Source organism: Flavobacterium sp. AK-345 (assembly GCF_058310175.1).
Genome location: NZ_JBZEER010000006.1, coordinates 200,143 through 226,929, shown reverse-complemented (window position 1 = coordinate 226,929; position 26,787 = coordinate 200,143). Strand labels below are relative to the sequence as shown.

At 32.5% G+C, this 26,787-nt stretch carries 24 protein-coding genes and 1 pseudogene; 17 read left to right on the top strand and 8 right to left on the bottom strand.

Annotation, left to right across the window (positions count from 1 at the left end; genetic code table 11):
• Nucleotides 1-3 precede the first annotated feature (3 nt).
• Nucleotides 4-2,520, bottom strand: coding sequence for a type I DNA topoisomerase (gene topA, locus AC4FQ3_RS13360; RefSeq protein WP_491182157.1), 2,517 nt, complete (start codon nt 2,518-2,520; stop codon nt 4-6).
• A 517-nt stretch (nt 2,521-3,037) separates the two neighbouring features.
• Between topA and miaB the strand changes: the two genes are divergently transcribed.
• From miaB to AC4FQ3_RS13305, 11 genes and pseudogenes are all read left to right on the top strand, one after another.
• On the top strand, nt 3,038-4,483 hold the full coding sequence (gene miaB / locus AC4FQ3_RS13355; RefSeq protein ID WP_491182156.1) for a tRNA (N6-isopentenyl adenosine(37)-C2)-methylthiotransferase MiaB: 1,446 nt from the start codon (nt 3,038-3,040) through the stop codon (nt 4,481-4,483).
• Between the two features lie 97 nt (nt 4,484-4,580).
• Nucleotides 4,581-5,102 carry a YcxB family protein gene (locus tag AC4FQ3_RS13350; protein ID WP_491182155.1) on the top strand — a complete coding sequence of 174 codons (522 nt, stop codon included), beginning with the start codon at nt 4,581-4,583 and terminating at the stop codon, nt 5,100-5,102.
• A gap of 50 nt (nt 5,103-5,152) precedes the next feature.
• The gene (locus AC4FQ3_RS13345; RefSeq protein WP_491182154.1) at nt 5,153-6,409 is read left to right on the top strand and encodes a sigma-54 interaction domain-containing protein; all 1,257 of its coding nucleotides are present in this window, start codon (nt 5,153-5,155) and stop codon (nt 6,407-6,409) included.
• Between the two features lie 100 nt (nt 6,410-6,509).
• Entirely contained in the window at nt 6,510-7,013 is a 504-nt protein-coding gene (locus AC4FQ3_RS13340; protein ID WP_042563869.1) for an LptE family protein, read from the top strand.
• A gap of 90 nt (nt 7,014-7,103) precedes the next feature.
• Nucleotides 7,104-7,280, top strand: a pseudogene (locus tag AC4FQ3_RS13335) (DUF8458 domain-containing protein); the annotation flags it as partial.
• Between the two features lie 555 nt (nt 7,281-7,835).
• Complete coding sequence (locus AC4FQ3_RS13330; protein WP_491182197.1) at nt 7,836-8,801, top strand: tetratricopeptide repeat protein; 966 nt, start codon at nt 7,836-7,838, stop codon at nt 8,799-8,801.
• Nucleotides 8,802-8,804: 3 nt separating this feature from the next.
• A complete protein-coding gene (secG, locus tag AC4FQ3_RS13325) occupies nt 8,805-9,146 on the top strand; it encodes a preprotein translocase subunit SecG (RefSeq protein ID WP_042563867.1) in 342 nt (113 codons plus the stop codon).
• 140 nt (nt 9,147-9,286) lie between these two features.
• Nucleotides 9,287-9,562: a co-chaperone GroES gene (locus AC4FQ3_RS13320; protein ID WP_012023920.1), complete on the top strand. Its 276-nt coding sequence runs from the start codon at nt 9,287-9,289 to the stop codon at nt 9,560-9,562.
• Nucleotides 9,563-9,645: 83 nt separating this feature from the next.
• The gene (locus tag AC4FQ3_RS13315) at nt 9,646-10,002 is read left to right on the top strand and encodes a four helix bundle protein (RefSeq protein ID WP_491182153.1); all 357 of its coding nucleotides are present in this window, start codon (nt 9,646-9,648) and stop codon (nt 10,000-10,002) included.
• A 43-nt stretch (nt 10,003-10,045) separates the two neighbouring features.
• On the top strand, nt 10,046-11,674 hold the full coding sequence (gene groL, locus AC4FQ3_RS13310; protein ID WP_073397125.1) for a chaperonin GroEL: 1,629 nt from the start codon (nt 10,046-10,048) through the stop codon (nt 11,672-11,674).
• Between the two features lie 253 nt (nt 11,675-11,927).
• A complete protein-coding gene (locus AC4FQ3_RS13305; protein ID WP_491182152.1) occupies nt 11,928-13,130 on the top strand; it encodes an alkaline phosphatase family protein in 1,203 nt (400 codons plus the stop codon).
• A gap of 86 nt (nt 13,131-13,216) precedes the next feature.
• Here the strand turns inward: AC4FQ3_RS13305 and AC4FQ3_RS13300 are convergent, their stop codons facing one another.
• From AC4FQ3_RS13300 to AC4FQ3_RS13280, 5 genes are all read right to left on the bottom strand, one after another.
• Nucleotides 13,217-14,056 (bottom strand): SDR family NAD(P)-dependent oxidoreductase, encoded by an 840-nt coding sequence (locus AC4FQ3_RS13300; protein ID WP_491182151.1) that lies wholly within the window; start codon nt 14,054-14,056, stop codon nt 13,217-13,219.
• Nucleotides 14,057-14,145: 89 nt separating this feature from the next.
• Nucleotides 14,146-15,054 (bottom strand): helix-turn-helix domain-containing protein, encoded by a 909-nt coding sequence (locus AC4FQ3_RS13295; protein WP_491182150.1) that lies wholly within the window; start codon nt 15,052-15,054, stop codon nt 14,146-14,148.
• Nucleotides 15,055-15,287: 233 nt separating this feature from the next.
• Nucleotides 15,288-16,820: a SulP family inorganic anion transporter gene (locus tag AC4FQ3_RS13290; RefSeq protein ID WP_491182149.1), complete on the bottom strand. Its 1,533-nt coding sequence runs from the start codon at nt 16,818-16,820 to the stop codon at nt 15,288-15,290.
• Between the two features lie 260 nt (nt 16,821-17,080).
• On the bottom strand, nt 17,081-17,293 hold the full coding sequence (locus AC4FQ3_RS13285) for a hypothetical protein (protein ID WP_491182148.1): 213 nt from the start codon (nt 17,291-17,293) through the stop codon (nt 17,081-17,083).
• Nucleotides 17,294-17,332: 39 nt separating this feature from the next.
• Nucleotides 17,333-18,313 (bottom strand): DUF6268 family outer membrane beta-barrel protein, encoded by a 981-nt coding sequence (locus AC4FQ3_RS13280; protein ID WP_491182147.1) that lies wholly within the window; start codon nt 18,311-18,313, stop codon nt 17,333-17,335.
• 305 nt (nt 18,314-18,618) lie between these two features.
• On the opposite strand from AC4FQ3_RS13280, the gene AC4FQ3_RS13275 reads away from it, so the two are divergent.
• From AC4FQ3_RS13275 to AC4FQ3_RS13250, 6 genes are all read left to right on the top strand, one after another.
• Nucleotides 18,619-19,494, top strand: coding sequence for a sensor histidine kinase (locus tag AC4FQ3_RS13275; protein WP_491182146.1), 876 nt, complete (start codon nt 18,619-18,621; stop codon nt 19,492-19,494).
• Nucleotides 19,464-20,174, top strand: coding sequence for a LytR/AlgR family response regulator transcription factor (locus tag AC4FQ3_RS13270; protein WP_491182145.1), 711 nt, complete (start codon nt 19,464-19,466; stop codon nt 20,172-20,174). The genes AC4FQ3_RS13275 and AC4FQ3_RS13270 overlap by 31 nt, the downstream gene beginning before the upstream one ends.
• A 223-nt stretch (nt 20,175-20,397) precedes the next feature.
• Nucleotides 20,398-20,835 carry a hypothetical protein gene (locus tag AC4FQ3_RS13265; protein ID WP_491182144.1) on the top strand — a complete coding sequence of 146 codons (438 nt, stop codon included), beginning with the start codon at nt 20,398-20,400 and terminating at the stop codon, nt 20,833-20,835.
• Nucleotides 20,832-22,178: a hypothetical protein gene (locus AC4FQ3_RS13260; RefSeq protein WP_491182143.1), complete on the top strand. Its 1,347-nt coding sequence runs from the start codon at nt 20,832-20,834 to the stop codon at nt 22,176-22,178. The genes AC4FQ3_RS13265 and AC4FQ3_RS13260 overlap by 4 nt, the downstream gene beginning before the upstream one ends.
• 50 nt (nt 22,179-22,228) lie before the next feature.
• On the top strand, nt 22,229-23,119 hold the full coding sequence (locus AC4FQ3_RS13255) for a hypothetical protein (protein WP_491182142.1): 891 nt from the start codon (nt 22,229-22,231) through the stop codon (nt 23,117-23,119).
• Nucleotides 23,120-23,727: 608 nt separating this feature from the next.
• A complete protein-coding gene (locus AC4FQ3_RS13250) occupies nt 23,728-25,539 on the top strand; it encodes a hypothetical protein (protein ID WP_491182141.1) in 1,812 nt (603 codons plus the stop codon).
• Between the two features lie 346 nt (nt 25,540-25,885).
• Here the strand turns inward: AC4FQ3_RS13250 and AC4FQ3_RS13245 are convergent, their stop codons facing one another.
• Nucleotides 25,886-26,041 (bottom strand): hypothetical protein, encoded by a 156-nt coding sequence (locus AC4FQ3_RS13245; RefSeq protein ID WP_491182140.1) that lies wholly within the window; start codon nt 26,039-26,041, stop codon nt 25,886-25,888.
• A gap of 122 nt (nt 26,042-26,163) precedes the next feature.
• Nucleotides 26,164-26,772 carry a YkgJ family cysteine cluster protein gene (locus tag AC4FQ3_RS13240; protein WP_491182139.1) on the bottom strand — a complete coding sequence of 203 codons (609 nt, stop codon included), beginning with the start codon at nt 26,770-26,772 and terminating at the stop codon, nt 26,164-26,166.
• Between the last annotated feature and the right edge of the window lie 15 nt (nt 26,773-26,787).

Genomic DNA, 26,787 nt, shown 5'->3' with positions numbered 1-26,787 from the left:
TTTTTATTTCTTTTTTGCAGCTGCTTTTTTAGCCGGTACTTTTTTTGCGGTTGTTGCTTTTTTTGCTGGTGTTTTCTTTGCCGGAGTTTTAGCTGCAATCATTTCCTGAACCTGAGCCAATGTCAATTGTGTAGCATCAACATCTTTACTTAATTCAATTTTGATTTTACCTTTTGTAATCACCGAACGACCCCAACGTGCTTTTTCAACCAAAATTCCTTCGTCTTCCCAATTGTGAAGAACTTTATCTATATTTTTCTGTAATTTATCTTCAATTAGTTCTTCAACATCTTGTTGCGATAAATTATCAAAATTGTATTTTTTGCTTACGTTTACAAAAAGACCGTTCCATTTAATAAAAGGACCAAAACGCCCCACCCCTTTTTGAACTGCTTCTCCTTTATAAACTGCAATTGGCGCATCAGCAAGTGCTTTTTCGTCAATTAATTCCTGAGCTCTTTCTTTAGAAACTCCAAGTGGATCTTCTCCTCTTGGCAGGGAAATAAAAACACTTCCGTGACGCACGTAAGGCCCATAACGACCATTACTCACCTCTACTTCTTCTCCTTTATATTCACCTAAACTTTTAGGAAGCAAGAATAAATTTAAAGCTTCTTCAAGTGTTATGTTTCCAATATTCTGATCAGACATTAAGCTTGCAAACTTTTTATCTTCATCGTCAGCTTCTCCAATTTGAGCCATTGGTCCAAATTTTCCTAAACGTACAGATACTTGTCTTCCGTCAGCATCTTTACCCAAAATTCTTTCTCCACTTTCACGTTCTGCGTTAGCTTCAACTTCTTTTACATTTGGATGGAATTTATTGTAAAATTCCTGCATCATGGTTGCCCAGTCAATATTTCCTTCGGCAATTTCGTCAAAATCCTGTTCTACTTTTGCTGTAAAATTATAATCAAGGATATTTCCGAAATTTTTAACCAAGAAATCAGTAACAATTGTTCCGATATCTGTTGGAACTAATTTTCCTTTATCAGAACCTGTATTTTCTTTCAGCAACTTCTCTCCAACTTTACCAGTTTGCAAAGTAAGTTGCGTATAATTACGTTCCTGACCTTCAAGAGTTCCTTTTTCAACATAATTTCTGTTGATGATAGTCGAAATAGTTGGTGCGTACGTAGACGGACGACCAATTCCTAATTCTTCTAATTTTTTCACCAAAGATGCTTCTGTATATCTTGCAGGTGGTCTTGAATATCTTTCTGTAGCTGTAATATAATTGTTTGCTAACTTTTCGTTTACTTTTAAAGCAGGCAACATTCCTTCTTGTTCTTCCTCATCATCATCGTGTCCCTCAAGATAAACTTTAAGGAAACCCTCAAAAAGTAAAACTTCTCCCGATGCAGTAAAAAGTTCATCGTGATTATTAGCTTCAATTTTTACGTTTGTTCTTTCTAATTGTGCATCACTCATTTGAGATGCCAATGTTCTTTTCCAGATCAAATCATACAAACGAGCCTGATCACGATCAATATTCACGGTATGACGCGACATATCTGTCGGACGAATTGCTTCGTGCGCTTCTTGTGCTCCTTTGCTTTTATTGGCAAAGGTTCTCGGTTTTGAAAACTCTTTTCCGTATGATTTTATGATTTCAGCTTCGGCAGCATCCATTGCATCTTTAGAAAGGTTTACACTATCGGTTCTCATATAAGTAATAAGTCCCGCTTCGTATAAACGCTGTGCAAGCTGCATGGTAATTCCTACCGGCAAATACAATTTTCTCGCTGCTTCTTGTTGAAGTGTAGAGGTTGTAAATGGTGCTGTTGGAGATTTTTTGGTAGGTTTAGTTTCTAAATCTGCTACCTTATATTGTGATCCGATATTTTGTTTTAAGAAATCTTCGGCTTCTTTTTTTGTATTGAAATTTTTTGGCAATTTGGCTTTGAAAGCTTTTCCTGCCTCATTTACAAATTCTGCGACAACAGAATAACTTGCAACTGCGTTGAAATTCTGGATTTCTCGTTCTCTTTCTACAATTAAACGAACAGAAACTGATTGTACACGTCCGGCAGAAAGTCCACCTTTAATTTTTCTCCATAAAACCGGAGATAATTCATAACCTACTAAACGATCCAAAACACGACGTGCCTGTTGTGCATTTACTAAATTATAATCAATTTCTCTTGGATTATCGATTGCTTTAAGAATCGCAGATTTGGTAATCTCGTGAAAAACAATTCGTTTGGTTTTTTTTACATCTAGTTTTAATTCTTCCGCCAAGTGCCATGAAATAGCTTCTCCTTCGCGGTCCTCATCGCTTGCTAGCCAAACCATTTCGGCATTTTTAGATAGTGTCTTTAATTTACTTACTAAGGCTTTTTTATCAGGAGAAACTTCGTATTTAGGTTTAAATCCATTTTCAACATCTACCCCTATTTCTTTTGACGGTAAGTCTGCTATGTGCCCATAACTAGACTCGACCTGAAAATCACTTCCTAGAAATTTCTCTATCGTTTTCGCCTTTGCAGGTGATTCCACTATTACTAAATTCTTTGCCATTGATCTATTTTTCTGCAACAAAAGTAGAAGTTTTTTTTAAATATCAACCTTGATAATGCATTTTTGAGGTATTTTGATATTATGTTTCCAAAAATTGCAGATTTATCTGTAAAGTAATGCATTATATATATAGGTATAACTTTTAAAGAAAGTACGATTCGGATATGCTCTTTTTTTAACAGTAAACTTCTTAGAAGGAATTTTAAATTCTAGATTTCAGGCTTTAGATTTTAGATTTATTGCTAAAATTTAACCGCAGAGATCCCAAAGGTTTTACGCAAAGGTCGCTAAGTTTTAATTTTAAGCTGAAAAATTTCAGAAGAAGTTCGCAAAGCTTTGAGAATCTTTTTTAATCCTTTAATCTGAAACTAAGTTTATTAAAGAAAAGGCTTCTATAGGCACTATAAACCTATCTAAAATCTATCCCGAGGCTTCGGGACAGAATTCTAAAATCTTTTCCCTGCCATCTTGTCATAATTATACCTTTTGCGTTATCTTTGCACTTTGAAATTATACAATGGAAAAGATTATTGAAGAAAGCAAACAGGGTGAAAGTCTTGTTTTGGAGAATAAGCCTGAGAATACAAAAAAACTTTTTATAGAAAGTTACGGTTGTGCGATGAATTTTTCGGACAGTGAGGTCGTAGCTTCCATTTTATCGATTAACGGATATAATACTACTCAAACTCTTGAAGAAGCAGACTTGGTTCTGGTAAATACCTGCTCGATTCGAGATAAGGCAGAACAGACTATTCGCAAACGTCTGGAAAAATATAATGCAGTAAAACGTATTAACCCGAAAATGAAAGTAGGCGTTCTAGGCTGCATGGCCGAGCGTTTGAAAAGTCAGTTTCTAGAGGAAGAAAAAATAGTCGATCTTGTTGTTGGTCCTGATGCTTACAAAGATTTACCCAATTTATTGGCAGAAGTTGAAGAAGGCCGTGACGCTATCAATGTCATTTTATCGAAAGAGGAAACATACGGAGATATTTCACCGGTTCGTTTAATGAGCAACGGAATTACAGCTTTAGTCTCAATAACTCGTGGTTGCGATAATATGTGTACCTTTTGCGTTGTACCTTTTACTCGCGGACGTGAGCGTAGCCGTGAGCCACAAAGTATCATGAAAGAAATTCAGGATTTATGGGATAAAGGCTTTAAGGAAATTACACTTTTAGGTCAAAACGTTGACAGTTATCTTTGGTACGGCGGCGGTTTGAAAAAAGATTTTGTAAACGCCTCTGAAATGCAAAAAGCAACGGCCGTAGATTTCGATCAATTGCTTGAAATGGTTGCAGTAGGTTTCCCAAAAATGAGAATCAGATTTTCGACTTCTAATCCGCAGGATATGCATGAAAGTATTTTGCATGTTATTGCCAAATATCCAAATATTTGTAAACACATACACTTGCCTGTTCAGTCCGGAAGCAATAGAATTCTAAAAGAAATGAATCGTTTGCACACTCGTGAAGAATACATGACTTTGATTGATAAAATCAGAGCAATTATTCCAAATGCTTCGATTTCACAAGATATGATTGCCGGTTTTCCAACAGAAACGGAACAAGATCATCAGGATACCATGAGTTTAATGGAATATGTGAAATATAATTTTGGTTATATGTATTCATATTCTGAGCGCCCTGGAACTTTGGCCGGAAGAAAAATGGAAGATGATGTTCCAGAAGAAACAAAAGCCAGAAGATTACAGGAAATTGTCGATTTACAACAAAAACACGCCTGGTTTAGAAGTGAAGAATTCGTTGGACAGACTGTTGAAGTTCTTGTAGAAAAAGTTTCTAAAAAATCAAAAGAAGAATTCTCTGGAAGAAACTCGCAAAGCATTACAGTTGTTTTCCCGAAAGAGAATTACAAAATTGGAGATTTCGTAAACGTAAAAATCACAAGTTGTACTAGCGGGACATTAAAAGGTGAAGCGGTTGGATATTCTGAAATGAATTAAGAAAATTTGTTTCAGGTTTCAAGTTTCAGGTTTTCTTTGTAACTTGAAACTTATATTAGATTGATTAAGAATTGTTAAAAGCCAAATAAAAATAAGAATGGAAAAAGAAATCGTTATTGAATATAAGCCTAACGTAGATGTTTTAGTTAAGGTTTCTAAATATCTGCTTTCGAGAATGGGTTTTGTAAAATTCATTATTTTTATTTTCTTTTTTGTTCTCTTACAAAACATAATTCTATCAACTACACAATCTGAAACCAATATTAAATGGGATATTTTTGATCTTCTACCTTTTGGAATGGTTATTTTGATTTGGTTTGGTATCTATTTTCTAACAATCAATAATATCAAAAAGAACATTCTTAAAAATAAAAAAAACCTGGAGTTTCAAAAAATAACTTTTACAAAAGACTCATTTACACAAGAAGCAGAAAGTTTTAGAATAGAAAATCCTTGGAAAGAATGTTTTCAAATTAAAGAAACAGACAAATGGATATTGATTTATTTAACTAAAACTTCTGCATTACCTATTATTAAAGAAGACTTAAAAGGCGATCAATACAACGAATTAAAACTTCTTTTTAATTCAATAGACATAAAGAAAAGTTTAAAAAGTTAAGGGTAAAACTTGAAACCTGAAACAAATAAAAACTTGAAACAAAATTACACATGGAAACAGTTCAAGCAATAAAACAACGATTTGAGATTATTGGGAATGACCCAAAATTAAATCGCGCCATTGAAAAAGCCATTCAGGTTGCTCCTACTGATATTTCGGTAATGGTAACCGGGGAAAGTGGTGTTGGTAAAGAAAATATTCCGAGAATAATTCATTCGCTTTCACACAGAAAGCATGGTAAATATATTGCTGTAAACTGTGGAGCTATTCCAGAGGGAACAATTGACAGTGAACTTTTTGGACACGAAAAAGGCGCTTTTACCGGAGCCACAAGCACGCGTGAAGGTTATTTTGAAGTGGCAGATGGCGGAACTATCTTCCTTGATGAAGTTGGTGAATTGCCTTTAACCACTCAGGTTCGTTTGCTTCGTGTACTTGAAAATGGAGAATTTATAAAAGTAGGTTCTTCTCAGGTTCAAAAAACCAATGTGAGAATTGTTGCAGCAACGAATGTGAATTTATTTAATGCAATTGAAAAAGGAAAATTTCGTGAGGATTTATACTATCGTTTAACTACTGTAGAAATCACTTTGCCGCCTTTGCGTGAAAGAAACGAAGATATTCATTTATTGTTTAGAAAATTTGTTGCCGATTTTGCGCATAAATATAAAATGCCTCCGTTAAAGTTAGATGATGATGCGGTTCAGCTTTTGCAAAAATTCAGATGGAACGGAAACATTCGTCAATTGCGAAATGTTGCCGAGCAAATCTCTGTTTTAGAAACCAATCGCGATATTACATTGACCACTTTACAATCGTATTTGCCAACCGAAGGAAGTAATTTGCCATCGGTAATTAATGATAAAAAGAAAGAAAGCGATTTTAGTACCGAAAGAGATATTTTGTACAAAGTACTTTTTGACATGAAAAGTGATTTGAACGATTTGAAAAAACTCACTTTGGAATTGATGAAAAACGGTACATCAAAAGTGCAGGATATTAATCCGAATTTGATTCAGAAAATATACGGTTCGCAGGAAAATGACAGTGAAATAGATTTTGAAGAAGAACCAAGAACTGCAGTTATGACGCCCGCAACGCGTGAGGATAATTATCAGATTCAGGACGACAATTATTTATTTGCCGAGACTATCGAGGAAGAAGAGATTTTACGTTTAGAACAAAAAGAAATCGAAATGATCAAAAAATCATTAGAAAAAAACAAAGGAAAACGTAAAGCGGCTGCAGATGAATTAGGTATTTCTGAAAGAACTTTATATAGAAAAATTAAACAATTTGATTTATAGTTTTGCCACAAAGACGCTAAGACGCAAAATGTTTTAAACGAAAATTATATCTTTGACCCGAAGCGTGAGCGAACTCGCAAATGAATTCTTAAAATAAAAAATGAAAAACTTAAAATATCTTTTAATTCTATTAGTTGCTACGACTTTTAGCGGCTGTGGAGTTTATAATTTTACCGGAACAGGAAAAATTGATGCTGAAACTTTTCAGGTAAATTTCTTTCAGAATAATGCTGATTTGATAGAACCTGGAATCGACAGAGATTTTACATTGGCATTACAAGACTTAATTCAGAATCAAACTAACTTAAACCTGGTAAGCAGCGGTGGTGATTTAACTTATGAAGGAGAGATTGTAGATTACAGAACAACACCAATGACTGCAACTGCAGATCAGCAAGCGGCACAAAACCGTTTGACAATTCGTATAAATGTTCGATTTACAAACAAAAAGAAAGAAACAGATGATTTTGAAAAAACATTTGAGTTCTACAAAGATTATCCCGGAACAACACAACTTGTTGGGTCTTCTTTAAATGCTGCCATCAAAGAAATTTACGATAGGATTACTCAGGATATTTTCAATGAGTCATTAGCAAAATGGTAAAAAAGTTGATTTGTTAAATCGGTTAATCGTTGAATCGGTTTTACAAACGATTAAACAGTTAAACAAAATAAACGATTAAACAAATAAACAATGAATGTAACTGATTATACATACCTAATAAACAAACCCGATGCCATTACAGAAAAGCAAACGGAGGCATTAGGCAATGTTTTGATTGAATTTCCGTATTTTCAAAGCGCAAGAGCGCTACGATTAAAAGGACTTTTTAACCAAAATAGTTTTAAGTATAATTATGCATTAAAAGTTACTGCAGCACATACTGCAGATCGCTCTATTTTATTTGATTTCATTACTTCGGAAACTTTTACTTCTATTCAAAATGATTTTTATGATAAAAAACTTCGTGATCTTTTAAATATTAATGTTCTTGATAGCGAAGTAGTTTCGCCTGATGAAATTAAAAAAAGTATCGAAGTTAGAATTGATCCTATTGAGCAGTCTATATTAACATCTATAAAACAAGCTACTTCGAATGTTTTTGAAGAATCAATAAAGACAGGAGAGAAACCTGAAGATAGTATTGAAGATGCTAATACAATAATGATTGAAGAGAAGAAATCGGTTGTTAATGAAGAAATCGTAAAAACAGAAGATATTATCATTAAAGAAGATGTCTTAATTGCGGTTGAAGAAACAGAACCTGCTGTTTTTGAAGAAGTAAAAACTCATGACGAATCAATTGATAGTATTAAGGAAGAAACTATCGTGATTCCATTTAAAGAAACCAAACACACTTTTTTTGAAGAAGTAGTAGATGATGATGAAGAAGTAGAAGATATTAAAGAAAATTTTGATCCTGTTATTGAGAAACCAGTTTCTACAATTGAAGAAATCGCACCAGTTGTTTTTGAAGAACCGAAAAAACACACTGAAATACGAATTGATCCTATAGAGGAATCAATCTATAACTCAATCAAAGAAGCTACAACGGTTGTATTTGAAGAGTCAAAACCTGCAGAAAAAGAAGCTGCAGAAATTGTTGTCGATGCACCAAAAATTACAGAACAGCATAAAGAAATTGCCAGCGTTGTTTTTGAAGAGGTAAAAATTACAGAAGAAAAACCAAACGAAGTTATTCCGACTATCCTGGATGAACCAACGACTGTTGAAGAAAGTCCTAAAGAAGTAATTAATTTTATTCTTGAGGAACCTATATTTATAGAAGAGTCTAAGGAAATTATAACCGATAGTATCGAAGAATCGGTAATTGAAAAAAATATCCTAAAGACACAATTTGAAGAAACTGTAAAAATTGCCGAGGAAAATCTTGAAATAGGAAAGCCTTTAGATTTTTCAGTAAAAGAGAAACATTCTTTTCAGGAATGGCTGCAATTAGCAAGACCGGAACCTATTGACAGAACAAATGAAATTGTTCAGGAAGATATAAAAACAGTTGAAGAAAATACACAAAAAGTAGAGAGAACTCCTGAACCAATTAAACAAACAGTTCCGGAAACAGAAATAGTTGAAGACGAAAAAAAGAAAAAGGCAGAACTGATTGATAAATTTATTGAAACAAATCCTAAAATTTCGCCAATCAAATCAGATCCAATAACGCTGCCTCCAATTCAATTTAACATTAATCAAGAGGACAATTCGTATTTGATGACCGAAACTTTAGCCCGTGTTTATTTGGAACAAAAAAAATATACAAAGGCAATACAAGCATATGAAATATTAATTTTGAAATATCCAGAAAAAATTAGTTTCTTTGCAGACCGTATTTCGGATATAAAGATTTTACAACAAAATAACAATAATAAGTAAGCAATGAGCACATTTTCAATTTTTTTAGTTTTAATCACAATAGTTTGTTTTCTATTGATCGTAGTAATTATGGTTCAAAACCCTAAAGGAGGCGGATTGTCGTCTACAATTAGTGGAACTCAAATGTTAGGTGGAGTACAAAAAACAACTGACTTTTTAGATAAAAGTACTTGGACATTAGCTACAATTTTGATTGCTCTAATCTTGCTTTCAAGTTTAAGCTTTACAGGATCATTAAGCGATACTGATTCTAAACTTATTGAAAAAACAGAAGCTCCTGCAACAAATACACCAGCAGCTCCGGTACAGCAAACACCTGCTCCGGCAGCACCTGCAGCAAAATAATCATTTTGAAATAATATTAAATGCCAGCCTGTCAAAGCTGGCATTTTTTTTAGGAAATAATGTCAGTTTTTAGAGCATGGCATAATTTCTGAAAGTTTATTGAACATTAAAAAACGTATAACTTATAATAATATAAAATCATGGCCTTAAACATTAAACCGCTTTCAGATCGCGTACTTATTGAGCCTGTTGCAGCTGAAACCAAAACTGCCTCAGGGATTTTTATTCCGGACACTGCCAAAGAAAAACCACAAAAGGGAACTGTAGTTGCTGTAGGAAATGGTTCTAAAGATCACACTATGACCGTAAAAGTTGGCGATACTGTTCTTTATGGTAAATATGCAGGAACAGAATTAAAACTTGAAGGAACTGATTATTTGATTATGCGTGAGGATGATATCTTAGCAATAATCTAAATCGCTTTATGCTATAAGCTGTAAGCTTTAGGCTTTCTTGAAAAGCTTAAAGCATATTGGCTAAAGCTTAAAGCTAACAAAAAATGAGGGATTTTAAAAAATATGATATTTGGCAGTTAAGTCATTCTTTTACATTAGAAATCTATAAAATGACTTCTACTTTTCCTAAAGAAGAATTATATGGTTTGACAAGTCAGATTAGAAGAGCTTCTTCATCAATTCCAACCAATATTAGTGAAGGATGTGGAAGAAATAGCGACAAAGAATTTAATCAATTTCTCAACATAGCCTTAGGTTCTGCCAATGAAACAGAATATCTTTTGATTTTAGCTAAAGATTTGCAATATCTTAATAATGAAATTGCACAGAATCACATAGAAAAAATCAACATTATAAAAAGCAAAATTTACAAATTAAAACAAATATTAATTCAGCAGTAGAAGGCTTAAAGCCTAAAGCCTACTGCCTAAAGCAAATTAAAAAATGGCAAAAGATATAAAATTTGATATTGAAGCACGTGACGGATTAAAACGTGGTGTTGATGCATTAGCAAATGCTGTAAAAGTAACTCTTGGACCAAAAGGTCGTAACGTAATCATCGGAAAATCATTTGGTGGACCAACAGTTACTAAAGATGGTGTTTCTGTTGCAAAAGAAATCGAATTAAAAGACCCATTAGAAAACATGGGCGCGCAAATGGTTAAAGAAGTTGCTTCTAAAACAAATGATTTAGCGGGTGACGGAACTACAACTGCTACAGTTTTGGCTCAGGCTATCGTAAAAGAAGGTTTGAAAAACGTTGCTGCAGGTGCAAATCCAATGGATTTGAAACGTGGTATCGATAAAGCTGTTGAAGCTATCGTTGCTGACCTTGCAAAACAAGCTAAAGTTGTTGGAAGCGATTCTGATAAAATCAAACAAATTGCTTCTATCTCTGCAAATAACGACGAAGTTATTGGTGAGTTAATTGCTACTGCTTTCGCGAAAGTTGGAAAAGAAGGAGTTATTACTGTTGAAGAAGCTAAAGGAACAGACACTTTCGTTGATGTTGTTGAAGGTATGCAATTTGACAGAGGATATCTTTCTCCTTACTTCGTGACAAACCCAGAGAAAATGGAAGTTGAATTAGACTCTCCATACATCTTATTATATGACAAAAAAGTTTCTTCTTTAAAAGAATTACTACCTGTTTTAGAACCAGTTGCTCAATCAGGAAAACCATTATTAATTATTGCTGAAGATGTTGACGGAGAAGCTCTTTCTACATTAGTAGTAAACAAATTAAGAGGTGCTCTTAAAATTGCTGCTGTAAAAGCTCCTGGTTTTGGAGACAGAAGAAAAGCAATGTTAGAAGATATCGCTATCTTAACTGGCGGAACTGTAATTTCTGAAGAAAGAGGTTATACACTTGAAAATACAACTATCGAAATGCTAGGAACTGCAAAAAGAGTTTCTATCGATAAAGACAACACTACAATTGTAAGTGGTGCTGGCGAAGCTGATATCATCAAAAACAGAGTAAACCAAATTAAAGGTCAGATGGAAACTACAACATCTGATTATGATAAAGAAAAATTACAAGAGCGTTTAGCTAAATTAGCTGGTGGCGTTGCTGTTCTTTACGTTGGTGCTGCTTCTGAAGTTGAAATGAAAGAGAAAAAAGACAGAGTTGACGATGCATTACATGCAACTCGTGCTGCTGTAGAAGAAGGAATTGTTGCTGGTGGTGGTGTTGCTTTATTAAGAGCTAAAGCTGCTTTAGCTGACCTTAAAGCTGATAACGCTGACGAAGCAACTGGAATCCAGATTGTGTCTCGCGCGGTTGAATCTCCATTAAGAACTATTGTTGAAAATGCAGGTCTTGAAGGTTCTGTAGTGGTAGCAAAAGTTGCTGAAGGTTCTGGCGATTTTGGATACAATGCTAAAACTGACGAATACGTAGATATGCTCAAAGCTGGAATTATCGATCCTAAAAAAGTAACTCGTGTTGCATTAGAAAATGCTGCATCAGTTGCCGGAATGATCCTTACTACAGAATGTGCATTAATTGATATTAAAGAAGAAAACGGAGGCGGAATGCCAATGGGTGGCGGTATGCCAGGAATGATGTAATCGTTCTTTACTTCTTAAAATTTAAAACGCCAGATTTATGTCTGGCGTTTTTTTTTGCCACAGATTGCACGATTAAAAAGATTTTTTTTCGCCACAAATTACACGAATTTTCACGAATTAATTTTCTTATAATTCCGCATAAAAAATTAGCGAAAATCCCTGTAATTCGTGGCAAACTTTCACTTAGTTTAACATTCTCTTTTTCTTTTAAAAATCGGTTATCAGTATCTTTACAGTCTATTAAAATTGCAAAATGAGAAAATTCACTACTCACCTATTATCTTTTACATTCTTACTTTTTACAACGCTTTTACATTCACAAACCAACAAAGAAACTTATGTTGTTTTAGTTTCTATGGATGGATTTCGGTGGGATTATGCTAAACATTTTCATCTTCAAAACATGAATAAAATTGCAAAAGAAGGCGTTCATGCAAAGTCGATGAAACCTTCTTATCCAAGCAAAACTTTTCCAAATCATTATTCGATCGTGACTGGACTTTATCCAGATCATCACGGAATTATTAATAATGTCTTTTATGATGCTACTCTAAACCAATCGTTTTCATTATCATCAAATGCAAAAAATGATTCAAGATTTTATGGAGGAAATCCTATTTGGAATGTCGCTGAACAACAAGGTGTAAAAACGGCTTCTTTTTTCTGGCCGGGTTCTGATTTGGATAAACGAAGACCAAGTTATTATAAAAATTACGACAGCAAAATTCCGTATGAAACCAGAATCGACACCGTTATAAAATGGTTAGAACTTCCTGAAAAACAACGACCTCATCTTGTAACTTTATACTTTGACGAACCCGATCATACGGGACATAATTTTGGTCCGCTTTCTCCGGAGAATGAAAAAATGGTTCACAAAATGGATTCAATTATGGGGCAATTATCTTCAAGACTTGATCAATTATCCATCGGAAAACAAATCAATTTAATCATCGTTTCAGATCACGGAATGACGGATATCAGCAATGATAAAAAAGTAGCTATTTTAGATTATTTAAAACCAGAATGGCTGGGTTATAAAGATGTAATTAATCCTATTATGAGTTTGGAATCAAAACCGGGATTTCAGGATTCTATTGCCAAAGCTTTAAAAAAAGTACCCAATATTAAATTCTGGAAATCAAGCGAAGTTCCAAAAAGATTGCATTACGGAACCAATCCGCGTGTGCATGACTTTGTTATCGAAGCGAAAAAAGGATATAGTTTAGTGAGTAAAGAAAGTACACATATAAAAGGCGGAACGCATGGTTACGACAATAAAGAAAAAGATATGCACGCTATTTTTTATGCAAAAGGTCCAGCTTTTAAAGTAAATAAAGAAGTTTCTACTTTTCAAAACGTTTCTGTTTACCCTTTAATTGCTCACATTTTAGGTTTGCAAATTGAAGATGTTGACGGGAAATTTAGCGAAGTAAAAAATATGCTTGTTGATTAAATTAGAAAATGTGTCAATTAGAAAATTAGATAATGATTAGCGTAATCTATAAAATTTTCTAATTGACACATTTTCTAATTAGCTAATTAAAAACCTGTCGAAACAGAAACGGCTTTCCATTGCTCCAATTCTTTTTGAACTTCGGCAATTTTTACATTTGCCATATCGTAGGCATCTTGCCCCACAAATAAATGCAATGCAGGATTTTTTTCCTCGCTCATTTTAATTAAAGCATTTGCAAATTTTTCAGGATCTCCCGGTTGATTTTCATTGATGCTCCCTTTATGCGCATTTTCAGATTCTCTCACCGCTTTATAGTCTGAAATTGGACTCTGAGGCAATAATAAAGAACTATCTTTTAAGAAATCGGTTCTAAAATAACCCGGATAAACCAATGTTACGTTTACTCCAAATTCTTTTACTTCTGCCGCTAAAGATTCTGTTAAACCGGCAACTGCAAATTTTGTAGAGCAGTAAATTCCCCAACCCGGAAAACCTCCGTTGTAACCACCAATCGAAGCGATATTAAAAACATGTCCCGATTTATTGGCGCGCATATACGGCATTGTATTTCTAATGACATTCAATAAACCGAAAACATTTACTTCGTAATTTTTTCTGGATTCTGCATCGGTAAGTTCCTCTAATGATCCTAATAAACCGTAACCTGCATTGTTTACCAAAACATCAATTGTTTTAAAATGGCTTACGGTTACTTCAATCGCATTTTTAACGCTTTGCTCATTTGTCAAGTCCATTTCTAAAGGTAGAAAATTAGCAGACGGATCTCCTAATTCTTTAATTAGGGCTTGTTCACTTCTTGACGTTGCGGCTACTTTTTTTCCTTCAGCCAATAGTTTTTTTGCTAATTCTAATCCAAGTCCTTTTGAGGCACCTGTGATAAACCAAACTTTGTTATTTTCCATGATTTTAATTTTTACATTTAATTATGGTACAAAGATATCAGCGAACTACTTGTAAAAACTTAAAGCAATCAAACGAGAAGTTACGAAAATCAAACAATTTCTGTTATTCGGTAGCTTTTAGGCGAAACATGAACATTTTTCTTGAAAAAATTGATGAAATGAGACAATTCTTCGAAGCCTAAACACCAGGCAATTTCATTAATATTCCAATTAGTTTGTTTCAATAAAATCATCGCTTCCTGAACAATTCTTTCAGAAATGATTTGAGAAGTCGTTTTTCCAGTCGTTTCTTTCAACGCTTTATTCAAATGATTCACATGTACATTTAACTGATTTGCAAATTCTGAAGGTGAACGAAAATTAATTTGCTGGGATATGGATTCAATAGGAAACTGTCTTTCTAATAATTCTAAAAATAAAGAAGAAACCCGAATCGTTGCATTCGATTTACTGTATAATGAAGTAGTTACCGTTTGTGTTTTCAAAGCCAGATGAATAATTTCAAAAACAAGATTTCGGAGAACATCATATTTAAAAGTATAATCAGAATTGATTTCGTCAAACATTTTTAAATAAACCGTTTTCAAAGATTCCGCCAATTCCATTGAAATAGGAACAATTGGATTTCCGCCGGGTTGGAATAAAGGATATTCTTTTAAATTCCCAAACTGATTGAAAAAAGCTTCTGTAAAAATGCAGAAAAAACCAGTTTGATTTTCATCAACCTGTTCCCAATTATACGGAATTTGTGGGTTTGCAAAAAACAAGGCCTGATCTTCTATTACAGAAATTTTATCTGCATAATGCACTTTGTTTTTTCCAATGATCAAGCTTATTTTATAAAAGTCTTTTCGGGTATAAGGAAATGGTTTACAAGTATTCCCAACAAAATCATCCAATTTAAAAACATTAAAATGTCCGATCTCTTTTCTAAGATTTTCGGGCATTCCGTTTACTTTGATGGTGTAAAAATCTTCTAAGGTTTCTGTTAGCTTCATTTTACAAAGTTACGAAAATCAAATTATTTAAATTAGAAAATGTGCCAATTTGATAATTAGATAATTTTTCTGCAGATGTTTAAATTAATTATCTAATGCTTATAACGAACAAACCCGACAGGTTTTTAAAAACCTGTCGGGTTTGTTCGTTACCAATAGTGAATTCAAAAATTAGATAATAAATTATACACAATCTAAGAATTATCTAATTATCAAATTGGCACATTGCCGCATTATCTCGAAACCACTTTATATTTAGGATCTTCAATAACATTCACATTAATAACAGCATCAGCGTTTTTGAGTAGTATTCTGCAGTCTTCGCTTAAATATTTCAGTTCGATTACTTTGTTTAACTGGCTGTATTTTTTGGTCAGATTATTTACTGCTTCAATTGCCGACATATCAGCGATTCGGCTTTCTTTAAAATCTATTATAACGTGCGAAGGATCATTTTGTATATCAAACTTTTCCATAAAAGCAGTTATTGATCCAAAAAATAATGGTCCGTAAATTTCATAATGTTTCACTCCTGCTTCATCAATATAATGTCTGGCACGAATTCTTTTGGCACTTTCCCAGGCAAAAACCAACGCTGAAATAATAACTCCAATTAAAACTGCCAAAGCCAGATTGTGCAATAAAATAGTAATTACAGCAACCAGAATTCCAACAAAAATATCATGTCTTGGCATTTTATTGATAACCTTGAAACTTGCCCATTCAAAAGTTGTAATCGCCACCATCATCATTACGCCAACCAAAGCTGCCATTGGCAATTTTCCAATTACGGGCGCGCCAAAAAGTATGATAATTAAAATAGTCAAAGCCGCAATTATTCCCGAAAGTCGGGCTCTTGAACCAGCGCCGAGATTCACTAAAGTTTGTGCAATCATAGGACACCCACCCATTCCAAAAAAGAAACCGTTCAAAATATTTGATCCGCCCTGAGCGATACATTCTCTGTTGCTGTTTCCGCGCGTTCCGGTAATTTCATCAACGAGATTCAGCGTAAGCAAGCCTTCGGTTAAACCAACAGCAGCAACAATTATTGAATAGGGAAATATCACTTTTAAAGTTTCAAAAGAAATTGGAATATTCGGAATATGAAATGGAGGAAATCCACCCTGAACAGAAGCGATATCCTCTACCGTTTTGGTTTCGATATTAAAAATCAATACAATGGCAAAAACCACCATAATAGCAACTAAAGAAGCCGGAACTGCTTTTGTAATTTTAGGAAAAAGCAGCACAATACTAATTGTCAGGGCAACCAAACCTAGCATAATATAAAGCGGCGTTCCCTGCAACCACGAAACTTGTCCGTTTACAATGGTTTTAAACTGTTCTAATTGCGACATGAAAATGACAACAGCAAGTCCGTTTACGAAACCAAACATTACTGGCTGCGGAACCAATCTGATAAATTTTCCGAGTTTAAAAAGTCCGATGCAAATTTGCACGACACCTCCAAGTGCTACAGCTGCAAAAACATATTCTATACCTTGTGATTTCATCAAAGCAATCAAAACAATCACGGTTGCTCCCGCTCCACCAGAAATCATTCCTGGTCTTCCGCCAAAAATTGCTGTGACCAAACCTGCAATAAAAGCAGCATATAGACCAACTAAAGGAGGAAATCCGGCCAAAATTGCAAAAGATAATGATTCGGGAATCATAGTCATTGCGACAGTTAAACCAGCTAAAATTTCGTTTTTGTAATTGACTTTTTGCGAAAAGTCGAAGAGAGAGAAGGCTTTTTTCATAGATCGCAAATTTAAAAAAATAATGCGCACAATGTTAAGAAAGCTTTCTAATGAAAAAGATCCGGAAAATAATCCATTAAATAATCAGGCTTTTTAGTAAAGCTGATCCAATAAAAAAACCAAAAGCGAAAGAATGAAACTTATCATGATGGATAAATATAAAAGTTTTTATGAAGAAATTATTTCGCCAAAATTATTGATTATCCGGTAGAAAAAAACGGGTGTTTTTACCCTTTTTTCTAATCAAATCTATTTTTTTATTATTCTAAAGCTACACAAATATATCCCAGACAATTTACATAGTCTATAATATTTTTAGGTTCAAGTTCAACACCTTCAACCCTTAATATCTTATCGCAGTCTTCTAAATCAAAATTGATTTTATAGTTTGGAAACTGACTTTGGATCACGGCAATAACATAATTTTTATCTGCCTCTTTCTGAACATTTGTTTTAAAAACCTCAACTGTCATAATTATTTATTTTAAATTATAATAAATCATGAATTTCGATTAAAAAGGATTGTATGATATTCCGAATCTAAAATATCCCTGCGTGTCTTCGCTGTGGTCATAAACGTATTTGTTTGTGCGCTCACCCTTTTCGGTAATTCGCGTACTTAATACATTATTAACTCCGGCTTTTACGAAAGTGATTACCTTGGGTGTAATGCAGTATTCATAAGTAATTCCGGATTTTAACTCCAACTGATTCAACTCATAAATCCCCTTCAAATTTGAGGTATTCAAATTTAAGTAAAAACTTTCAGAGTTTAATTCAGTACCTAAGGAAATTCTTCCGTTTTCAAGCAATTCTCTTCTAAACAGTAATCTTTGCGGTAAAATAAAATCAATATCCCATTTTGAATCTGTAAACTTGTGATTATAAGTAAGTAACGGCGTGATCGGAATAATTGCCGAAGGATCTATCATCGCCAAAACACCTGCTGTAATTGTGGTATTTGCGGTTCGTTTCAAAACCAGACTTGCGGTTACAAATCCTTTTACACGCTGTACACCATCTTCATTTCCATCAACTGTGGCGGTTCCATTATAAATAATCGGTTTTTTAAAAAGTGTCGACATATAAGTTGCACTCATTGCTGCCGCCATAAAATGAAAATCCTCTTTTTCTCTTGTATAATTTGTGTTTGAAGTGTAGTTGTAAATATCTCCAAAACCGTATGTTTCATATTTGTAACGCAGCGATCCGGTTAAAATAAGCCTTTTAGATTCTGATACATAAAATGGCATATTGAAAGCTACTTTTAATCGGTTATGACTTTCGATTCTGCCTCTTTCAAAACGATTTCCAAACAATTCCGAATCATAATTTGTTGGTCCTAATTGTTCGTATTGCACATCCAGAATTCTCGTTGTCGGAAATTTATCTGTAATCACTTTTACCACCGTTTGCATGGGCTGATTTTTTTCCTGAGCCATCGTGTGCAATGATGTACATACGAATAGAACAGAGATGATTCTTTTTTTCATATAAAGTGGTATTAATTAAGATTGTTTTTGAAGATCGAAATCCTGAGCAAATGTAAATGACAAGCTTCTTTAATAATAGCATATTTATACAAACGGCGTAACATTTATACCAATGGCGTTCGTATAATTTTTACAACGCAAATAGGTATAAACTATAATATTAGCCTAATTTTGCCGTTATGACAATGCTTAAAATTTATCAGAACTTTTTTCTTCGAAATCTCATCGTACACACCTTTATATTTTTGGTGATTTTAGCCTGTGTGTATGACGAGTTAAGACTAGATGGCCACACTTGGTCGTATATGATGAGTAAAATAGCAGTAGGTTATTTTCCTTGTATAGTATGGATTACTATTTTCAATCTTTTTATCATCAAACCTTTTTTATTCAAAAAAAAGGCTAAAATCTTCTTTACACTTTTTGTCATTTACTGGACTTGTTTTTACTTTTTTATGAATTGGTTTTTCCCTCTTATGGGTTTAGGAAACTTCAAGACACTTCAAATATTATCGCTTATTATCAACGGAATGTTTTTTTATTTTATTCATGTTGTGATCACCAAAAAAATCATGGATACAGACAAGGATATCATGAATTTCAAGTCTGAACTTTTGTTTTTAAAACAACAGCTTAATCCGCATTTTTTGCTCAATGCGATGAATAATCTATATGGAGAATCGCTGGCTGAACCTGATAAAGTTCCGGACAGAATTTTGAATCTCTCTGACATGCTTCGTTATCAGATTGAAGCCACCAAAAAAGATTATGTTTTATTGGATGAAGAAATTGCGTTTATTAAAAAGTATATGGAATATTATACGTTTAGAAATGAAAGACTGGCGATAACCCAAAAATTTGAAGGCAATTTTGACAGTATTGATATTCCGCCATTGTTCTTTTTGCCTTTGGTAGAAAATGCCGTTAAGTTTTCGGCAGAAACTGCTGAACCTTTTATTAATATTGATTTAAAGGTAAAATGCAACGGTTTGTCCTTTATTATAAAAAATAGTTATCTGGAATCCGGATCGCGAATTTCAGGCACCGGAATTGGAATTGAAAACCTAAAAAGACGCCTTGAAGTTTACGGTTTAAAACATGAATTGAACTGCAGGAAAGAAAAGAATACCTTTATCGTAAAATTAAACATATGGCACTTACCTACCGCTGTCTTATCATAGATGATGAATCGCCGGCACACAAGGCACTTGCATCACATATCTCAAAATTTGACGATCTGGAACATTCCGGAAGCGCTTTTAATGGAATGGAAGCCATAAAATTACTCAACGAAAACACTTACGATATTATTTTTCTGGATATTAATATGCCCGTAATTTCAGGGGTTGAATTGATGGAATTACAACCCAAAAGACCGTTAACGATTGTTACAACAGCTTATTCTGATTTTGCTCTTTCGGCATATCAAAACGATGCAATAGATTATTTACTAAAACCTATTTCGTTCGATAAATTCTCTAAAGCAATCGAAAAAGCCAAAATTTATTCCTCTGGAAACAGCATAAAAAAAGAAGACAGCTCCTGCGAAAAAGTACTTTCTATTCGTGTAAACGGACAAATGATGAACATTCCTTTAACGGATATAATTTACATCGAAAGTCTTGGCAACTATATGAAACTCTATAGCGCCAAACTAAATTTACCTTTAATTGTTTACGGTTCGCTTTCAAGCATTGCCTCTGAAATTGACAGCAATAACTTTGTTCAGGTGCATCGTTCGTTTATTGTAAATGTTGCCAAAATTACTTCTGTTACTTTCAAATCTTTAACGATGTGCAATAACGAAATTATTCCTGTAGGTAGAAAATATCAGATTTTATTAGATAGTTTCTTTAGGTAAAGATTCGTTAACCATAATTTTACAAAAAGCTCAACTTTAGATGGTTGGGCTTTTTTATTTTATAATTTGTAATAAAAAACCGTATAAATACTTGGTAGTAATTGTTGAAAAACTGCTAATATTGTTGAAGAAATGTTAACAAAAAATATTCAATCCAAATAAAAAAACTCGTAAACCGAAAAGAGAGAATTAGAGTAGGTAACACATTTTAATTATAAGAATTATGGAAAATTTTAATATTCAGGATGCAAATAAATCATTATTTATTCAAGTAAAACTTAGTAGCATATATAAGGCTACTACAGCGGTTTATCTAATAATTGATGAAAGAACAATTAAACCTGCAGTTGCTCACTCTGATCCCCACGAAAACGGTAACATTGATTTAGACCAAAACGGTAATTTTCAATGGAATAATATTGGTAGAGCAAACACTTTTAAAGGTAATCAATTACGTTTTATAACAACTATATATGATTTACCTACAACCCTAATAGGAAATACGGATACAAAAGAATTTATTTTAAGAGAAATTGAAATTGATTATCTATTAAACCAAAACCCTAATACCACTGAAACATATACAATGAATAATGATGATGTAATAGTTCGTATGATGTCAAGAACTGCGATAATATATAAAACAATACAAATCTCATGAAAACATTATTTAAAAACCTTAGATTACTTTTTGTAATGTTAGCACCTACGTCATTTTTTGCACAAAATACAGATGGAAGTATTCAAATTAAAAATTTAGAAATGCCAAATGCTCCGGCTTTAACATTATTAGATCAAACTACAGCTAATATTGAAACTCCAAAAAATATTCAAGCATTGACAACAACAATAATGAATAATATTAATAATAATTTTGGCCTTGAAATTAACCCTTACATGATTCTAACTCCTAGGAAAAATTTTTATGATTTCTACAATGTCAAATGGAATGCTAAAGATAATATATTTGAACACCAAGGTTGGTTTAAATCAATCTACAAAGATTTATCCATTTCGTTTGCAAAAGTAAAAAAGGATAGCACAAATTATCTTTCTATTGGAGCTAGAACCAATTTTATTCGAATTGTCGCCAATAAAGGTTCATACTCTAAAAGTTTTACTGATTTAGAATATTTATTTGAAGAAATAACAAAATATTCTTCAACAAAAGATGATATTGATGATTATCAATCATTAAAAAATATTGATTTAGGAGGTAATATAACAATTTTTGATTTAAAAGAAGAAGATTTTAGCTTGATTAATAACTTTTCCATTCATGATGGCTTATCTCCTGAGTTAAATGCTTTTCTTATAAAAGCCGGTATCACTAAAGATCAACTCATAAAAATAAGAAAAAAAGGGGATCGGACAGAAACACTTTGGCAAATAATTGAGCGTTATCAAAGTTACAAAAAGGCTTCTGATGAATTTGAAAAAAACTTAAACAATTATTACATTAAAGCAGATACGTTTAGAAAAAATTTTGCTGCTAATTTAAATATCCTCCAAGACGATATTCCTAAACCATTATTCACACTCGACGCTGCAGTTGCTTACAGTATGTTTTATCCTAATAATAATTACTCTGATGGAGGAACAGGTAAATTTGGTATCTGGAGTACTGCAAACCTTAATCTTAAATTACTTAGTGATGATAATAAGGAATATCTAAGTTTTTACGCTTATGGAAGATATTTAAAAGACAACGCTTATTTAGATACAAATACTAATACATATATCCATACTGATTATTTTGATATCGGTACAAAAATAGAACTCGAATATCATAAACTAACATTTGGTTATGAGTATATACACAGAGATAAGGGTTCTGATAACTATAGATCGGTTGGCTCCATCAAATATAAGTTCAGCGATACAATAACTCTCACGGGAGGTTTTGGTAAAAACTTTGAACAAAAAGACAATTTGGTATCAATTATAGGTATCAATTGGGGTATAGAATCTAACAACAACTTCAATACTGATCCCAAAAAATAGACAATGTAAGATTCTACCAATCTAAATTAACCTTCAAAAAAACAGAAATCATGGCAGACGAACCTACAAACACTCCCCAATCTAACGGTGATAGAGACATCGTTTTTGAAGCACCCGTATCAACTGTTTCTGAACCAATTTTACCGGAAACAACTGATATTGAATTTGAAAAGTACAAAATGAAAATGAACTTTTTAAAATGGGTTCTTGGCACTTTCACTGTTGTCATTATAACTATAATCATCAATTGGGGTTTTAAAGACAGAGCTGTTGGTATGGATGAAATATCACAATATGACAGGTATGCTACAGAACTAATTGTTTTAAACGAAAGTCCTGTAAAAAAGAGAATGTTAGCACAGTTTTTTGCTAATGTTACTCCATCTACAAAATTAAAAGATGGGTGGAAACAATATTTTGAAGATGTAGATAAGGAATATAATAAATTTATATCAGAAAAAAATGCAGAAGATAAAAAACTTACTGAGCTACAAAAGATAGATACTGCTCAACTATCAGATGCACAAAAAAAGGAAATTCAAACTTTGGAAGTAAAAGTACAAGAGAAAGAGAATATTATAAATGCCCCTTTAGTAGTTCCTCAGGTGTCTCTAAGTGGATATTCTACCATTAAAAAAATTGGATCTCTTAAATTTATTAAATCAACCAGCAAAAACCTTGGCCTTGCAAAACAATTTGAAGATGAAGGATTTGCCTATTTATTAAATAAAGACATCGACAACGCAATTTTTTCTTTTGTTAAAAGCGAAAACAGCTATAATGGATATCACATGGTTTATGATATAGCGATATATTTAAACAAAAACAGAAATCAATTATCAAACGGCAATATTCAAAACTGGAAAACTACTTATGGCATGATCCTTTCAAAATACAGCTGGGGAATGCCTGAAAAATACCAGTCGAAGTTGAAAGAATAATCAATTTGATAACATGTTTAAATTATTAAATTTAAAAAACTCATTCAACACAATAAACCAGATAAGACAATTTTCATCCTAACATAGCAATTTAAGTTTACGCAAGCTGGCGCAGTTTTTCCCGCGATCTTCTTCATCTAGAAACATAGAAGATCCTGCTGTATAAAATAAAATGTTCCACTAAACCGAAACCTCTGGAAAGTAAAATTTCTGGAGTTTTTTTTATTTTATTCTCAACAATCTTCTGTTTAGGTGTTATCATGAAGTGTTTAAATGCTGCCATGAAATTTATAGGTTACTCACTTAAAACTTTAGACTCTATACGCCAAAATTTTAGGTTAAATACCTAAGCGTTTAGGTTAATGACCTAAAACTTTACACCTCGATACGTGAAATTTTACCCCAAAATATTAAACACTTCATGATAAGACCTAAACCCTTCTACAAAAACGCGTATAAGTACTTGTTGGTTGGAATTTATTTAGTGGTATACTTGTTTAATAATAAATATTTTTATGGGTTTATGGTTTTCCGTAAAACAAACAATAACAGAATATTGAAATTTGTTTTTTAAGTTAATTAGGCAATTACTTTATAGATATAAAACTATGACAGAAGAACAAAAATTAGACAATATAATCATTAATGAAAATGCTTACTTTTTCACAAACGAAAACAAAATTCGAATCACAAATACAAAAATCGAACAAGTTTTTAAAGAAATATCGACAGTAAAAAGTGGAAATTATCTTTTAAAAAAAGTTAAAGAATCATTGAATGTAGATGGCATTACTTTATCATATTCTTTTTGTGCATTTAAATTTAATTCCAAACCAACTTTTATTGATGAAAATGTTGAAGGCTGGATTGAGACAAAATTAGCATATCTAATGATTGTGGAAATTGGCGATCACATAATAATCAGCCGAAAAAACATATCAAAAATCAACGATTTTGTAAAGCAATTCAATGCTCTCGACTATTCTGTACTTTCAACATTATTTGTCACAGAAGAAACTATGCTTGAAAAATTTAATTTGAAAAATTTAAATGTTTCCGATAAAGCAATGAGAGAAAAAAGTTTAGAGGCTCTTGATCTTCGAGAAAACTTTTCAGCATTAGGTGCCAACAACTATATGCTTAACTCACTAAGAGTAAGTAATAATGAAGAAAAAATATCATTAAGCCTTAATTCATCTCGAATAAATAAACTTGGTAGAAAAAACAGTATTAAACAATTCTGCCTTTGGACAAAGAAACTTGTCGATCAGATAATTTCACACACAAACAAGGATACATTTTTATCTGTTTTCGCAGAACCTCAAGATTATGAAAGTTTAAAGGATTCAATTATTCCAATTTCTGTTTTATTTGTCTTTAGTAAACTGTACAACGATTTTGAAAGCGGTCATATTAATAGATCATTTGTAGAATATATATATGATGATGGAGAGGTAATTGAACGAAATATTAATTTATTTAAACATTTATCTAAGTTTGAACGGTTATCTAATGTTATAGAACACAATGACAAATATCTAATTAATAATAAAACTGTAGATGATCTTCAACTGAAGTTTAATGAGAAAACAATTTTTATTAAATCTCAAAAATTAAAAAAAATAATTTTAGAAAAAGAGAATGGTACACAAATTACTCTAGTGGATTACATAAATTATTCTGGTGGATATGTAATCAACTTTGAAAATATTGATTTAGCATATAGCAATCGCAAATTATTTAAAGATAATCGCCTTTTAGGAAATATTGATCATTTTATTAAAATTTTTATTCCTCATCCTGAATTAGCAAATGTTACAAGTGAAAAAGGAAATTTTACAATTAATCAAGGAAATTTTGAAAATCAAAGTATATTTAATTTTGTAGAAACCTTCTTCTTACACGACTTTACTTATTTTATTTGTGATGATTTAGGAAAAGAATGGGCTGATCACATTGGAATAAATCAAAGCAAGATAACCCTAATACATTCAAAATTCAGTACAAAACAATTTTCTGCATCAGCTTTTCAAGATATTGTTGGCCAAGCACAAAAAAATTTAGGGAATGTGAGTCCACAAGATTTTCAACTATTAAGTAAAAGAAACATATGGAACTCTAATTATATTAGCACTACAGGTACCGAAACATTAATTTCTAGGTTACGCAAAGGAAATAATATAGACCATGCAATAGAGGAATACAAATTAGCAATTAATAGCCCAAATTTCCATGGCGAAGTTCACCTTGTAATCAATTTTATTTCAAAAGCTTCTCTAACAGCAAACCTAAATTTATTAAAACAAGGCACATCATTTAGAGAAAGAAGTGAAACAATTCAGATACTATGGTTTATCTCATCACTAATTGCAAGTACACAAGAAGTGAATACAAATATTTTTATTCATTGTAAGCCATAAAAACAGTTATTATCTATTTTATAAATCTGGGGGTCATATATGACTGCAACAGAAGATTATGGTAATGAATGGCTAAACAATATGGTTCGTCTATAAAAATGCAAACTGGAGACTTTCATAAACAAACTTTACAAATTCAAAAGGAATAGCAAAATATTACCTAAGAGCTCATAAAATATACGGAACATTCTTTATTAACTTAGAATATGATAAAGATTAATTTCATTTAAATAATTTCTCTAAATATTCAACTTTATTTTTCTCTGTTTGAACCAAATCACAGATATGTAGACAAACACATCACCAAAAAAGCCACTTAAAAGTGGCTTTCTATTTTATTCAAATCTTACTCAACATCTAGATAAGGATTTAAAACTTCGGCTAATTGATTGAGCCAATAAAAACTATTTTCGAGATTGATCATATCTAGTTTAAAGGTTTCATTTTCTCTCATTAAACTTAGCGTTACTAAATAATATAGATGCAGAATCGTCTTTGCCATACTTATAGGATCAACGGTTTTGTTGAAAAAATCTGTAAGCCTTAATTCAGCATCTTATAAAAAGATTAAGCGATGTTGCCTGGAATTTCAATTTTTATCATACTATTTCCTAAATTTAACATCTAAGCAATATTCCCCAATCCATCCGGAAAAGGTCGATAAGCATAATACGACAACACCTCTTCGATCGCCATTTTTAAGGCTTCATTTATAGGGATTAAGATAACTCCCATTCTAAGATCAATTTGTGCCAGTCGCATGTAATAATCAGAGAAAATAGGAACATATATTTTCTTATTTATAAGTTCTTCTGCTTTGGTGAAATTTTCAGTTTGTTGTTCTTTTATTATTTTACAAGTAGCCATTCGCAATTTTCCGAATTTATCGGTATTTGCCGCATAACCAAAAAGACGACAGACCAAACCACGATAACGATAATTGCTGCAACTTCCTTTTTGATATTCTAATATGGAAATCGAACGGTATAAATGACAATTTTTTACCTCATTATTTTTTAATTCAACCAATGTCTCTTCTGCTTTTCCATTCAGAAATAAATGAAATGCCCAAGGCAAAAATTCTAAAGGCGATGCGTCTATATTAGAAGTAGAACAACATTTGCCGCAACCCGCATTGCAATACAAATGGGTCTCTGATTTAAAAGCGGTTATTTCAATTTCAAGACGATCAAATAATGCTTCAACCTGCTTAACCTTCTCCTCTATTGCCATCTTTTTTTGGTAAGG